A 12,907-nucleotide genomic window follows, 5' to 3' on the forward strand; every position below is an offset into this window, starting at 1 on the left:
AAGCCGATGCAGAACGGTTATGTCGAATCTCTCAACGGTCGCATGCGCGACGAGCTCTTGAACGAGAGCCTGTTCTTCGGCCTCGACCACGCTCGCAGCGCCATCGCCGAATGGCGGGAGGACAATCCCTACGACAATGCCAAGGCCGAGCGCTTCATGCGAACGCTGAAGGAGGAGGAAGCCGACGCCAGAGCCTATCGCGACATCGACGATGCAAGGAACAGGATCGGCGAATTCATCGACGCCGTGTACAACACGCAGCGCCTACATTCGGCGATCGATTATCAATCGCCGGATGAATATGAAGCCGGCCTAATACGATCGCGGCGGGAAGCCCCTGCGGCGATCTCAGAAACAGAGAACTGTTACTGATCTCTGTCTCACCCGAGGGGTGCACTACACTACCTATCCGGTTCGGACAGGTGACATTCTCCCTGGGTTGCATTCGCAAGAGCATGGAGAGTTCTCTTTTCGCTAAATGTCTGGTTTCTTCCAGATACTGCTTTCCAGTTTGTGTCAGTCGAGGAGCGCTTCGAAGCAGTATTCTCTCATACAGCTGTGTCCCCGAGTGAAGGCGTCTATGTTAGAAAGCCGACACATGACGCGCACGATACTCGCCGGGCGCGGCGCGAAACACATGGTTCCCCATCTTGTTCATACAAGTTCTTCGGTGGCATGCCGATTGCATGGGACGCGGTGAAGACGGAGTCCGGACAAGCTGATTCCCACGATCTACAGATCCGAGCGACGTAATAGCGAGCAAACATCCAGGGAGTAGCTCATGCGAGTAGCCATCGTGTGGAACCACGATCATACGGGCGTGATCAATCGGTTCGGTCACGTTTGTCAGGAGGAATACCACCGCGAGACGGCCGAAAGCGTGGTGGCGGCACTGCAAGAGGGCGGCCACGAGACGCTGCTGTGCGAAGGCGATAAAGGACTGCTCGCCACGCTCGAGAGGTTCATGCCGCCCGATCCCCAGGCCCGCCCCTCTGGAATGGTCTTCAACATGGCCGCCGGAATTCAGGGCGAGTGCCGTCAAACCCACGTTCCGGCCATGCTCGAGATGGCCGGCGTCCCGTATACCGGATCGGGCCCGCTCGGGCATGGGCTGGCGCTCGACAAGGTGGTCACCAAAAGGCTCATCCGCGATCGCGGTGTGCCGACCCCGAACTTCCGCGTGATGCGTCGCGGCACTGAAAATACTGGCGACCTGCAATTCCCAGTAGTAGTGAAGCCGCGTCACGAATCCTCCAGTTTCGGATTGCAGCTTGTACATGAGCCTGCGAAGCTGAGGCACGCTGTAGAAGTGATCGTCGACCAGTATTCACAAGATGCGCTTGTGGAAGAATACATCGAAGGACGAGAAATCTTCGTTGCGCTGCTGGGAAATGGAAAGCACCTCGAGGTGCTACCTCTTGTGGAGCGGGACTTCGGAGGTCGCGAAACGCACTTTGCCACCTGGGCAGAGACACCGCAGACGATTTGCCCGGCGGAAATCGAGAGCAAGCTTGCGACGATGCTACGGGACATTTCAGTCGCGACCTTTCGTGCCTGTCAATGCCGGGACTACGCGCGCGTTGACCTCCGGATCGACCGCTCCGGCCGGCCCTTTGTCCTGGAGATCAACTCCGTTCCGGCGCTCGGTCCCACCAGCCTCTATCCCCTCGGTACGACCAGCCTTTATCCCTTGGCCGCGATGACCGCCGGATACAGCTTCTTGAGCTTGGTCAACGGCATGCTCGATGTCGCCCACACGCGGTATTTCGGAGCTGGCATCGTCTAGGAGGCTTCTCTGATTGGGGTCGCTGAGGTGTCAAGCTCCTCCTGGTATTTCTTCAGACCATGTCGCCCGCGAGTCCTCGCTTCTCTTCGCGGTCAACGTTGGCCGCCGCACGATGGACCAGTCGAGCGAGACGTCTCAATCCGTTGAACGCCTAGGGAGAGTTCATCTGCGTGACGGTTAACGCGCCACGTCGCGAAGCTGCAGTTTAAGAAGGCGGACCCCAAGCGCTGAGGGAGAGCAGAAGATGTTGTCTCTAGCACGGTCTGCCGATGTAGTATTTGAAGTCAATTTGGGGGCGATTCAGGAGAACTTCCAGACCATCTCGGCCCTCGTGGAGCCACACGTAAGGGTGGCCGCTGTCGTCAAAAGCGACGCTTACGGGCTTGGTCTTGTAGAGATTGCACGGGCGCTCATTGATGCCGGTTGCGATCTGCTCTTTGTCGCGAACCTGCACGAAGCGCTGCTTCTAAGGTCCTCCCATATATACCAGGCAGTTGCGGTTTTTTGCGATGAGTTTACGAGATTTGGTCGATGCTATCGATCAAAGGGCCTCATCCCGGTTATAAACAATTGCGCTGAATTGGAGGCACTTAATGCAACAGGAAGGCAAACATACTTTCTCAACGTGGAAACGGGATTATCCCGCCTTGGGCTCGCCTTTGTCGACGTGCGGCGCGCTTATCTTTCTGGTACCTTCGACAGGTATTCCCCTTTAGTCGTACTCAGCCACCTCGCATGCGCCGAATGCGTTGCGGACGCGACCAATGTATTGCAAAGGAACCGCTTCCAGGCGATCTACGATCTGCTTAGGCCCGCCCGTGGTAGTCTCGCTGCCTCCGCTGGTGTCTGGCTAGGCAAATCCTATCATTTCGACATGGTGCGGGTGGGCTCAGCACTGTACGGGCTCAATAGCGCTGGAATTCAGCCAAATCCGCTGCAGCCCGTTGTAAGGCTCCGAGCTAAAATACTGGACGTGCGCAATGTGGCTAGGGGGGAGGCTGTTGGATACGGCGCGACGTTTCGTGCCGTCCGAGCCAGCCGCGTAGCGATCGTCGGGATCGGTTACAAGCATGGTCTTCCATGGGCCTGCGCGAACAAGATATCCGTTCGGTTTGCCGGACATTCGGCTCCTCTGATCGGAAGAATATCAATGGAATACACAACGATAGATATAACAGACGTTCCTGAGGCGCTTTGTGTTCCAGGTAGCTTTGTGGAATTGCTGGGTAAAGATTTCACCGTCGAGGATCTTGCTTCGGCTGCTGGCGTTAAGCCACAGGAGGTGCTGACTCGTCTAGGTGCTGGTTGCACAAGGCGGTATCTGACTTCACCCGAGATAGGGAGATAGGGGTTGGCCGGAGCTGAAAGGAGGGCGGCGCTCCTGTACGGATGTGAGAACGTAATCGATGTAGATCGTCACAACACCCGGAAGGAGCAGCAATGAAGAGCTTACGCTCGATGATAGTTGGGTTCCGGGTCTCGGTCCATCACCAGCACGTCTCGCGCCTCTATACGCTTTTTCAAGTATTTGAGGATCAACATGGCAAATAACGTGCTCCCGGTCATAGGTATCGTCAGCGAATTCGATGTAGAGGCGGAAAACTACATCTGTGACAAACAATATGTTTGCGCAATCGAGAAAGCGGGTGCGATTGCAATCATTTTGCCGTATGCTGAAGCAGAGGACATGAGCGAATTGCTAAACTTCATTTCCGGTCTGGTGCTTACCGGCGGCAAAGATTTTCCGACAGAATTTTACGGCGCCGCTCCGCATCCGACTGTTCAAGGAATTATCCCTGAGCGCGATAACTTTGAATTCGCACTTGCGCGCTCAGCGCTCAATCGTTCTATGCCTATTCTTGGCATCTGTCGGGGGATGCAGCTTCTAAACGTCGTAGCGGGAGGCACGATTTATCCCCATACCCTTGATGAATTTGCAAATGCGCTCGATCATCGCGACGGCACACCTTTAGACCAAACGGTTCACGAGGTCCAAATAGAGCGGAATTCGCTCCTGTGGCGGGCCTGTGGCGAGCAGCGATCGTCATTCCCGGTCAACAGCATGCATCACCAGGCCATCAAACAACTGGCCCCTGAGTTTGTGGTTTCCGCACGTGCTAACGATGGAGTCGTCGAGGCGATTGAGGCACCCGGTCGATCTTTTGTCATCGGCGTACAGTGGCACCCAGAATGGATGTACGTCAGTGAACCGGCCTGCCGCCATCTGTTTAAAAACTTCGCAAGAGCTTGCAGCCTGAATTAAAAGAAAGGTCGCGTGACGCCCACGACCCGAGCGTGTGAAGACACAAACGCAGGTTGGCGAAGAGCGACGAACAAGCGCTTTGGGCAACATCGAGCATACCACGCCGGCGGCATTTCATTTGCTGAAAGAAAATTGGAGCGCCCAAGTGCGAGCCAAAATTCTGGGTCATGGCAAAAGCCATAGACCCAATTGATCCGTCTTGGTGCTCCGTCCCGCCGCGATACCCGGGAACCATTTTCCGTCTTCGCCGAACTCCGCGGGAACGCGGGCGATCGTGGTTGACGCGGCAGACTTTATTGATCTGCATATCAGGTGGCCGTGGTGTCGAGGGCCTCCCGGCGCCAGTCCCAAGGGAGCCGTCGTCGATCCGGCTGGGCGGATACGATGTGCGCCAGGATATCGGCGAGAAGGCTTTTGGGTCGACGTCGTTCAGGCGCCGTTGGTGATGAATGTCGGCATGACAGCAGCCAGATCGGCGCCGCGCATCGTCGTTGCCAACGATGACGGCAAGGTTGCGTCGCAGCTGCGAGATGTCACGAGCAATGACAATCCCATGCTCGGAAAGGAGGCCACAAAACTGATTGACGAGTCTGACCCCGTCGGCGACCAGACGCTGACGAATGCGATGACGGCCTGGATTGCCAGCTGATCAGTCGACTTCGGCGGCACGTAGCGCATTGATGGCCGGCCGACCGCCTCGCAGATGACTTCCGCATCGTTTACGGTCGTTCTTTTCGGACGTATGGTGTCACGACTGAGGGCTGATTCAGCCGAACCTCATGGCGGAGATCGGAAAAGCACCCTTGCCCAATAATGCGCTCCGTTCGAGGCTTATGCAAGACCAGACATCGCGGCAGATTAGGGAAGAAGCGGTCTACCGGCTGTCAATGACCTTAAATCGTGTCGCGATTAATTAGCCTCGTATCCTGCAGCCTTAAGAAGTTTCTGCATTCAACTGGCTCGAACAGGTGGCAGATATCGCCGAGAGCTTGGCAGAGTGCGTCGAAGGTTCTGGCCGCTTTGTTTCGCAGCCGCGCCTTGAGTTTTGAGTAGGCCATCTCGATCGGATTGAGATCGGGTGAGCTGGCGGCAGGAACAGGAGCCAAGCGCCCCTTTGGCGAACCAGTTGTGCGGCGCGCTCGTTCTTGTGGAAGCCGACATTGTCGAGAATGACGATATCGCCGGGCGACAGTTGGGGAGCAAGCTGTGTTTCGATGTTCGAAGATGGCGCCATTCATCGGCGCGTTGACGATCCACGGCGCGACAAGGCCGTGGCATCGTAGCCCGGCGATGAAGGTCTGCGTCTGCCATTTGCCGAAGGGCGCATGGGTCCTGAAGCGCTCGCCCTTCGGCGCCCAGCCGGTGCGTTTGGTCAGTTTGGTGTTGGTCGACGTCTCATCGATGAAGATCAGCCGCGCCAAAGCCTTGTTGAAGAAGCGCTTTCGCCGCCCGGTCCACAGCTCACGCGCCTGGCGCACGTCGGCCCGCTGCTGCTCGCCGGCCAGTAGAGTTTTTTTATGACTGAGCCCAAGGCGATGGAGCAGGCGCCCGACATTGGAGCGGTGCACGCTCACACCACGCACCTCCAGTTCGACGCAAAGCTCATCCAGCGTCAGTTCGCCGGTCTCGGCCAATCGCAAACGCACAAACTCGGCATGCGGCTCAAGCTTGCCGCCGCCCACATGGCCCTGCCGGCGCGCTTCAAGCGAACCGGTCTGCCGCCGCAAGTTGATCAGATTGTTCACAAAGCGAGGCGAAACGCGGAAATGGCGCGCTGCCTCGCGGTGACCATGCCCCTCATCGACATACGCAACAACACGCTGACGCAACTCAAGCGGTAGCGGCTTGCCCATCGCGGTCTCCTTTCAACCGCAATGAATCACGAACTCAAACCAAAGGGAATCCTGAATCCCTTAAATCGCGACAGGCTCTAGAATCCGGACCCCGCATTTTCGCGTAAAAGGGGCAGACTCAATCTCGCTGCAGTGACGGCTGATATCGCGATTTTTCCGAGGGGGGAATCAGCGCGATGGAACGGAGATTTGGGTCGACGAAACGCCGGCGGGCTTCGTCTCGAGCATGCTGAGATCGGCACGGATTGTGTATTTCTTGACGTGCGCGCTACGGCGCTTTCGGCAACGTGCCCATGCTGTGGGACCAGTTCGCTCCGGACCCAGAGCCGATATCTGCGGGAAGCCGCCGATTTTCCGATCGCCGGTCGGCGGGTTTTCCTGCGGGTGACGGTTCGCCGTTTCTGGTGCGACGCCGTTCTTTGCCGCCGGCGCATTTTTGCCGAGCAGTTTGGCGCCGATATTTTGGCTCTGTTATCGCGAAGGACCGGACGTCTTGAGACTTGGGGCTCGCGCTTGGCGGCAGGCTGCGGCCTTTGCCGATCGCCTCATGATGCCGGTGAGCAGCGACACCTTGTTGCGTCTCGTGCGCCGCAGGACTGAACAGCCGTGATGAGCTCGCCATCATCGGCATTGACGACTTTGCAGTCCGGCGCGGTCAGCGATACGGGGCGATTGTCTGCGATCTTGAGCGCCGCAGGCCAGTGACATTGCTGCCTGATCGCGAACAGGCGACATCGCAGGCTTGGCTGGCGAACCACCCTTCCATTGTGACTGTCGCTCGCGATCGGGGTGGTGGATATGGCGAGGCGATCGCCAAGGCCTCCAAATTGGGCGCTGTACTGATCGCGGCAATCGAGAGCAATGTTCCTGACCTCGTCATCGCGCGAACCGCAATCGACGACCTTTCAGCAGATGATCCGATCAAAGGGGGGCGCAGAACTGGACGCTGGCTCAAGGGCCCAAAGGCAAGCCTTGTCGGGTCATTTGCAAACGGGGTCGAAAAGGACATCGCCGCAGTCCGCAACGCCGTTATCTCTTCGTGGTCGAATGGCCAGACTGAAGGCCAGATCACCAAGCTCAAACTCATCAAGCGGCAAATGTACGGCCGCGCTAAGATTGATCTGCTCCAGGCGCGCCTCGTCGGTGCAACTTAGGCTGTCGCCGCAGCGAGAGTGCGTCAGAGCCTAAAAGGGAACCCCAGTTTGGGGTGATGAAGGGCACGCCGGTGAGCGCCCGATCAGGCGCAGCTGGGCGGGGTTGCACACCTGATCGGGCGCGGCTGATTGGCTTTCGATTTGAGTTTTGAGATCGGCTTTTGAAGCGCCAGGAGGTCGTTTCCGGTCTCGACAGTATCGCAATGATGCGTAACGATCGAGCAGCGCGGTGGTCATCTTGGCATCGCCGAAGACGGTGGGCCATTCGCAGAATGCAGATTAGTGGTGATGATGACGGTGGTGCCTCGTAGAGCTTCGAGACGAGGGGAAGAGCAACTGCCCGCCAGCCTGGGCGAAGGCGAGATAGCCGAGTTCATCGAGCGACGAAGTCGAGCCGGGTAGGATGATCGTCGATCGGATCGATCCACCATGGAGCGACAGGGCTGTCCATTAGTACAGTCACGGCTGATGCCGGCGCTACGCAAAGAGTGTACCGGGGCTTTCGAGTGTCGCGCGATGGATGCCTTGATCCCGGCAAAGGCGGGGCCGATCCGCAGTCCCGTCCCGATGCGCCGTTTCGGCTGGAGGCCAACCGCTAAAGCACCATGGACGACCTACGCGAGCACAAGAAGCAGGCTCTACGCCAAGCCGCATGACCAGCATCATGGCCGCCCAATTTTGCAGAACTTGACGCACACCACCGAAATCCGGCGCATGGGTGGCCGCTCGAACTTCGACGCAAGCATGGATGTGACGCGGGTTACCATCGGGAAGAGCCGGGTCCGAGAGATCCGCACGCCGGATCCATGAGGGCGATGGCTCAGCTACTCGACCGCGACCCAACTCACTGGCAAAACGCCGGTCTTTTGAGGTATCCGATTGGCTTGTCGATTGTCGGGAGCGATACAGAATGTCCCATTGCAAACAGAGAGATTGGACGCGAACAGCCAAGGTCTTGAGCTAAAATGGGTTTCAAATTGGCATAGCGCTTGCCGCTCAGTCCACACTGCCCTGAGACCCGACCGCAACGTCGTCTTGGACCAATTTGCTGGAGACAAACGGGGTTTGGAATCACGGGATTGGTGTCAAGAGTGCAACTATTCGGTATGTGCGCTTGCGAGAGCAATGGCCGCCGCATAGTTTCACTAAAGTAAACTGTAGAAAGCTAAGTCGTATCTACCACATAGAAAGGAATTATGAATGTTGTCTGGTGAGTTAACCTATAATACATTTGCGTCGGTTTATGAACAATATACCATTATAGTAGGTAAGGTCGCCGAGGCAGACGAAACCGCTGCCTTTCTTGAGCGATTTTGCAGGGGCAGGAGTGCTCTTGAACTTGGTATTGGCAACGGGCGCGTGGCGGTACCTTTGACCGAGCGCGGCGTCACGGTCGAAGGTATCGACAATTCGGACAATATGTTGAAAATTCTCGCCAATCGTACCGATCGGATCAAGGCTTGGAAGGGGAACATTGCCGATTTCAACTCAGTGCAACGCTACCGCCTAGTTTATTGTGTTTACAACACGTTCATGGTGCTCGTCACGCGCGAAGAGCAAATAGCTTGCCTTCGATCTGCCGCGGAGGCGTTAGACGAGGAGGGGGTCTTGGTGATAGAAGTGCGTGTGCCAGCCTTCGATGGTTTCGTCAGCGGCCAGAAAACTACTACAATGTTCGTGGATCACGAGAATACATTCGTCCATGCGGAAATACACGACCCAACAACCCAGAACTTGATCCAAACCTTCCTCTGGTTCTCTGGTACATCGGTCCGACGTATTCCAGAACGCCTTCGTTACGTTTATCACCAGGAGCTCGATACCATGGCCGAATGCGTGGGGCTGGAGCTGTTAGAGCGGTGGGGAGATTGGAAGAGAGGTGCATTCACCGATTCGTCCAAACGTCATGTCTCAGTTTACCGTCGAACCAGACTGAAGTGTTGATCCATGGTTGTCTAACCGCGGACTGGGGTCAAGCATCTTTGCCTCTAAAAAATCGTGGGACGGAAGGCCTGCGGTGACCGGCCCTACGCCTGGAACGCTCATGAGTCGCCGGAGACTTGCTCCTGGCGGGTGGTCTTAAGGACTGGCTTGTCACGCCCGAACTCACGCAACATCGTGGCCACGATCGCCAGAAGCGGCTCGATAAGCCCATGATGATTGTATCTGCGGCAATTAGCTCGCGCACGCGATCGTCGAAGGCTGCACGGCTTGGAGTGCCGAGCTTCATGCCGGCCACCTCAATATCACCGTGACGACGTTCTCGACGGTTTGCATTGTATTGAGGACCGTGAGGCGCTCGCCCCCCCCGGACCACCGAAGAGGTAGCATCCGACCATCGGCATCGGGCCTGTGACGGGCTGATTCTCGTCATCAACGACATGCTGGGTCTCTTTGCGACTTCCGGGCACAAATTCGTCAAGTGCTATACTGAACGGGGGAGGCTGCTGCGGCGGCGATCGCGGCCTATTAACGAGAAGTGATGAGCACGAAGAGAACCCAGGCCACCCGAAAGCGTCGAGAACGCTCACAACCGAGCGGCCGGCCTTGACTCATTAGAGAACATCACAATCGACCAGATTAAGACGATGGGCAGACCCTCCTGCTCTGCGACTAGTATTGGCACATATGTTTGGCCTACGGCGAAGATTTCGTCTGGCCCGAAATCGACACTCGATCCAAGCACGCCGCAGATTATTCGAACCGACGTGGGGCTGCCGTGCGAACCTTGTGTTCTGGAAAGCCCATGGGTGATCGCGCCTGCTCATCGGCTAACAGCTTCGCCATGAGATCACCTTGGAGGACGAGAAAAGATTGTTGAGACACGAGTACGAGCTGCCTCGGTCGTTCGCTCGATTGAAAGCACTGTGTATGGAGGAAACTCTCCATCATGCAGCGCGAGAAGATGTTCGTCTGCTTCTTTATCCGCGGCCGTGAGCCGATGATTCAGGCGCAGGAAGTCCATCCAGGTTGGCGTGCGGAATGTCTCTGTCCAAAGTGAAGGCGTTTGAAGGTTTCGTTGAAGCGTCCAGTTTCGCGCACCGGCGCGGCTAAAAGCGTGCCGCTTTGCCCGCATGCAGCCGAGAAAGGCGTCGATATTCGTCTCGGATATGGAATAGTCGACCTTGGCAACGATCGGGCCACTTCTGGGCTTCAGATCGAGTGCCAAGTCCGGTGCGCGAAAATCTGAACTTTCTTGATCCAGGTCTTCCCAAGGCCGTATCGGCAAAACTATCCCTACTGCCGCAATCAGCAACAGAGCCCCCGCGGCACCTATCAACGCCAAGGTCAACGAGTAGTTCTGGGCGATGGCACCCCAGATCCAGCTGCCGGCTGCCAGGCCGCCGTAAGTCAAGGCGTAGTAGATCGAGAGCGTGCGGCCAACGACCCATCTTGGGCTCGCCAGTTGCACCGAAACGCCAGTCCCGGTCCACGTGATTAGCCAACCCGCACCCCCGATCGCCATGAAAATTGCTGCCAAGGCTACGGACGATGCAAGGGCCAATGAAATACAACATGCCGCACAAGCCATGGAAGCGAACGCCATCAGCGAGTTCTGGGAGACAGTCCGCCTCAAGAAACCGTTGCTCATCCCTGCGATGAATGCACCCGTGCCGAAACCGGCCAACACAACGCCGTACACAATCGGTCCGCTCACGAGCTTGTCCCGCACGACAAGAGGCAGCAGCGCGAGAATGGAAATGCTGGCCATGCCGAATAGCGTTGCGCGAGCGATTGCTGCTCTGATTTCCGAGGACAACGCCGTAAAGCGCACTCCGTCATGAATCGCCATCGTCATTCGCTCACGCGGGAGAGGAGAAGAGCGAACGTGCCATTTGGTGCGCCAAAGTGCGATTGGAGGCGCGAGATCACTCAAGGATGCGAGGGCGAAAGCGGCCAACGGTCCAAAGAAAGCCAGGATCACGCCACCCAAAGCCGGGCCTATGCTCCGGATAATGTTGTATCCGACCGACATAAGCGTCACTGCAGCGGGAATATCGCGCTTGGCTAGGATGTCGCCAACGGAAGCATGCCAGGCTGGATCATTCAAGGCGAAGCCGCAGCCAGCCAGGAAAGCCAGGCCGAGTATTAGCCAAGGATGGACAAACCCCAAGCCTACAGAAATCGTCAGCGTTATGGATGCCAAGGCGATCAGGCATTGGCCGGCAAACATCACCCCCCGGCGGCTGAAATTGTCAGCAATGGCTCCGGCAAGAATTGAGACGAAAAACGCCGGCAGTGTAGAGGCGGCCTGCACAAGCGCGACCATGAGATCCGAAGCTGAAATGGTGACCATGAGCCAACTGATCGCGACTGTTTGCACGAGCCATCCCAGGCTGGATATCTGTGTAGATATCCAGATCGAACGAAACACCTGGTTGCGAAGCGGGGCGAGAGTCGTTGGAACGGAACCGATGAGAAGTTTCATGCTGCATGACCTGTTTTACCTTCAACGACGCGCGGCGTTCTCGTCGTCTCCATCACCCGTCCTAAGACCATGCTTGGCAATTTCCGCGTGCGGGTTGATCCCGATGAAGAGCGCTGCAATTGCACATTTGCCAGCATCTGGTTCTACCGATCGACGGCCGCCGCATTCCGATCGTCGCTTCGGCGAACGCACGGCGGCAAGCCTGGAGACACCGCCGCTCACCTTTGATCGTCGCGAACTTTCCATGACTCCTCACCGCCCGGTCGACGTCTTTGGTCTCGCAGGCGGCAACATATGCAAGTTGCTCGCCAACAGCGATCAACGGAAAGAATGATGGCGGAAAGAATTGCCATAACGATACTTGTATTCAACGCCGCAGGGACAGCTTATAGCGGCAGGGCGTCTCAGCAATTCGGCGTTTTTTCCCAAACGCGCGCAGAATTCGAGCGCGCATAGCTGGCACCTACCGCAAATGCCGGGCCTCCAGGCTGCACCACGCATTTCGAGGCGCTACAGATGCACCGAAACGGTTGCACCGGCCGCTGGCGGGGAGCGCTCATGCGCGCCCGTGTATGGCCGCTTTCTGTATAGTTCAGCACGAGACGCGGATCTTCTGCGCGGACAGCCGAAGATCGCCTAAATGGGACCAAGTAGATGCGATACAGTCTCAGAGTCCGTTTTGAAATTCACGGATGAGCGTTTCGGCGGATGAGATTGCCGCCCATAGCGACAAGGATCATGGCTTGCGAGACGTCGATGCGCTGCTCGTAGTCGCGCACGAGGCGTCGCCATCTTGTCATCCAGCCGAAGGTCCGCTCGACGACCCAGCGGCGGGGCAGGATCTGGAAGCCCTTCTGGTCGTCGGATCGACGGATGATCTCGACCACGAAGTCGAGATAGGTGGCTTTGTCCATGAGCTTCAGCCGGTCATAGGCGCCGTCGGCGAACAGATGCTTCACCCAGGGCCAGCGCCTGCGGATACCATCCAGGATCGCCTGAGCGCCNGGCGCCGTCGGCGAACAGATGCTTCACCCAGGGCCAGCGCCTGCGGATACCATCCAGGATCGCCTGAGCGCCGGCACTGTCGGAGATGTCGGCGGTGGTGAGATTGACCATCAACAGCCGCCCATCCGTATCCACGGCAATGTGTCGCTTGCGGCCGACAATCTTCTTGCCGGCGTCATAACCCCTTGTTTCAGCTTGCGGAGCCTTGACCGACTGGCTGTCGATCACACCAGCCGTGGGACTGGCCTCGCGCCCGGCTCGTTCGCGATCCAGCATCAGCGCCACGTCGTGGATGGTCTGGAACAGAAAGCGCCGAGCCAACTCGCGGAACCAGCCGTAGACCGTTTGCCAGGGTCCGAAATGGATCGGCAGCATCCGCCAACCGCAACCCGAGCGGACCAGGTAGCGCACGGCGTT

10 protein-coding genes and 4 pseudogenes are annotated in these 12,907 nt (G+C 57.5%); 9 read left to right on the plus strand and 5 right to left on the minus strand.

All coding sequences use genetic code 11. The features are described 5' to 3' along the window. The 5 genes from X726_RS1000000171350 to X726_RS1000000170935 form a co-directional block, all read left to right on the plus strand. On the plus strand, nucleotides 1-372 hold a 372-nt coding region (locus tag X726_RS1000000171350; RefSeq protein WP_198037406.1), incomplete at its 5' end, for an integrase core domain-containing protein. A gap of 409 nt (nucleotides 373-781) precedes the next feature. After that, complete coding sequence (locus X726_RS137930; protein ID WP_023673766.1) at nucleotides 782-1,786, plus strand: ATP-grasp domain-containing protein; 1,005 nt, start codon at nucleotides 782-784, stop codon at nucleotides 1,784-1,786. 244 nt (nucleotides 1,787-2,030) lie between these two features. After that, on the plus strand, nucleotides 2,031-3,134 hold the full coding sequence (gene alr / locus X726_RS137925) for an alanine racemase (RefSeq protein ID WP_033002097.1): 1,104 nt from the start codon (nucleotides 2,031-2,033) through the stop codon (nucleotides 3,132-3,134). A gap of 192 nt (nucleotides 3,135-3,326) precedes the next feature. Further along, complete coding sequence (locus X726_RS137920) at nucleotides 3,327-4,049, plus strand: gamma-glutamyl-gamma-aminobutyrate hydrolase family protein (RefSeq protein ID WP_084630998.1); 723 nt, start codon at nucleotides 3,327-3,329, stop codon at nucleotides 4,047-4,049. Nucleotides 4,050-4,491: 442 nt separating this feature from the next. Beyond that, nucleotides 4,492-4,698, plus strand: coding sequence for a hypothetical protein (locus X726_RS1000000170935; protein WP_156940752.1), 207 nt, complete (start codon nucleotides 4,492-4,494; stop codon nucleotides 4,696-4,698). A 244-nt stretch (nucleotides 4,699-4,942) separates the two neighbouring features. Here X726_RS1000000170935 and X726_RS1000000170110 read toward each other — a convergent pair whose 3' ends face one another. Further along, complete coding sequence (locus X726_RS1000000170110) at nucleotides 4,943-5,902, minus strand: IS630 transposase-related protein (RefSeq protein WP_023673771.1); 960 nt, start codon at nucleotides 5,900-5,902, stop codon at nucleotides 4,943-4,945. Between the two features lie 189 nt (nucleotides 5,903-6,091). Between X726_RS1000000170110 and X726_RS1000000170115 the strand changes: the two are divergent. Next, nucleotides 6,092-7,056 (plus strand): annotated as a pseudogene (locus X726_RS1000000170115) (transposase). Nucleotides 7,057-7,210: 154 nt separating this feature from the next. On the opposite strand, the pseudogene X726_RS1000000170120 reads toward X726_RS1000000170115, so the two are convergent. Further along, nucleotides 7,211-7,465: pseudogene (locus X726_RS1000000170120) on the minus strand (ATP-binding protein); the annotation flags it as partial. A 107-nt stretch (nucleotides 7,466-7,572) separates the two neighbouring features. Between X726_RS1000000170120 and X726_RS137910 the strand changes: the two are divergent. Both X726_RS137910 and X726_RS137905 read left to right on the plus strand, forming a co-directional pair. Then, on the plus strand, nucleotides 7,573-7,866 hold the full coding sequence (locus tag X726_RS137910; protein ID WP_023673773.1) for a hypothetical protein: 294 nt from the start codon (nucleotides 7,573-7,575) through the stop codon (nucleotides 7,864-7,866). A 390-nt stretch (nucleotides 7,867-8,256) separates the two neighbouring features. Beyond that, the gene (locus X726_RS137905; RefSeq protein WP_023673774.1) at nucleotides 8,257-9,000 is read left to right on the plus strand and encodes a class I SAM-dependent methyltransferase; all 744 of its coding nucleotides are present in this window, start codon (nucleotides 8,257-8,259) and stop codon (nucleotides 8,998-9,000) included. 847 nt (nucleotides 9,001-9,847) lie between these two features. Here the strand turns inward: X726_RS137905 and X726_RS137900 are convergent. Continuing rightward, on the minus strand, nucleotides 9,848-11,485 hold the full coding sequence (locus tag X726_RS137900) for an MFS transporter (protein ID WP_023673775.1): 1,638 nt from the start codon (nucleotides 11,483-11,485) through the stop codon (nucleotides 9,848-9,850). On the opposite strand from X726_RS137900, the gene X726_RS1000000170940 reads away from it, so the two are divergent. Next, the gene (locus tag X726_RS1000000170940) at nucleotides 11,484-11,819 is read left to right on the plus strand and encodes a hypothetical protein (RefSeq protein WP_156940754.1); all 336 of its coding nucleotides are present in this window, start codon (nucleotides 11,484-11,486) and stop codon (nucleotides 11,817-11,819) included. The two genes, X726_RS137900 and X726_RS1000000170940, sit on opposite strands and share 2 nt — an antisense overlap. Before the next feature lie 352 nt (nucleotides 11,820-12,171). Here the strand turns inward: X726_RS1000000170940 and X726_RS1000000170945 are convergent. Beyond that, nucleotides 12,172-12,489, minus strand: a pseudogene (locus X726_RS1000000170945) (transposase); the annotation flags it as partial. A 1-nt stretch (nucleotide 12,490) separates the two neighbouring features. Then, nucleotides 12,491-12,907: pseudogene (locus X726_RS1000000170950) on the minus strand (IS5 family transposase); the annotation flags it as partial.

It is taken from the genome of Mesorhizobium sp. LSJC285A00 (assembly GCF_000503155.1).
Taxonomy (GTDB): domain Bacteria; phylum Pseudomonadota; class Alphaproteobacteria; order Rhizobiales; family Rhizobiaceae; genus Mesorhizobium.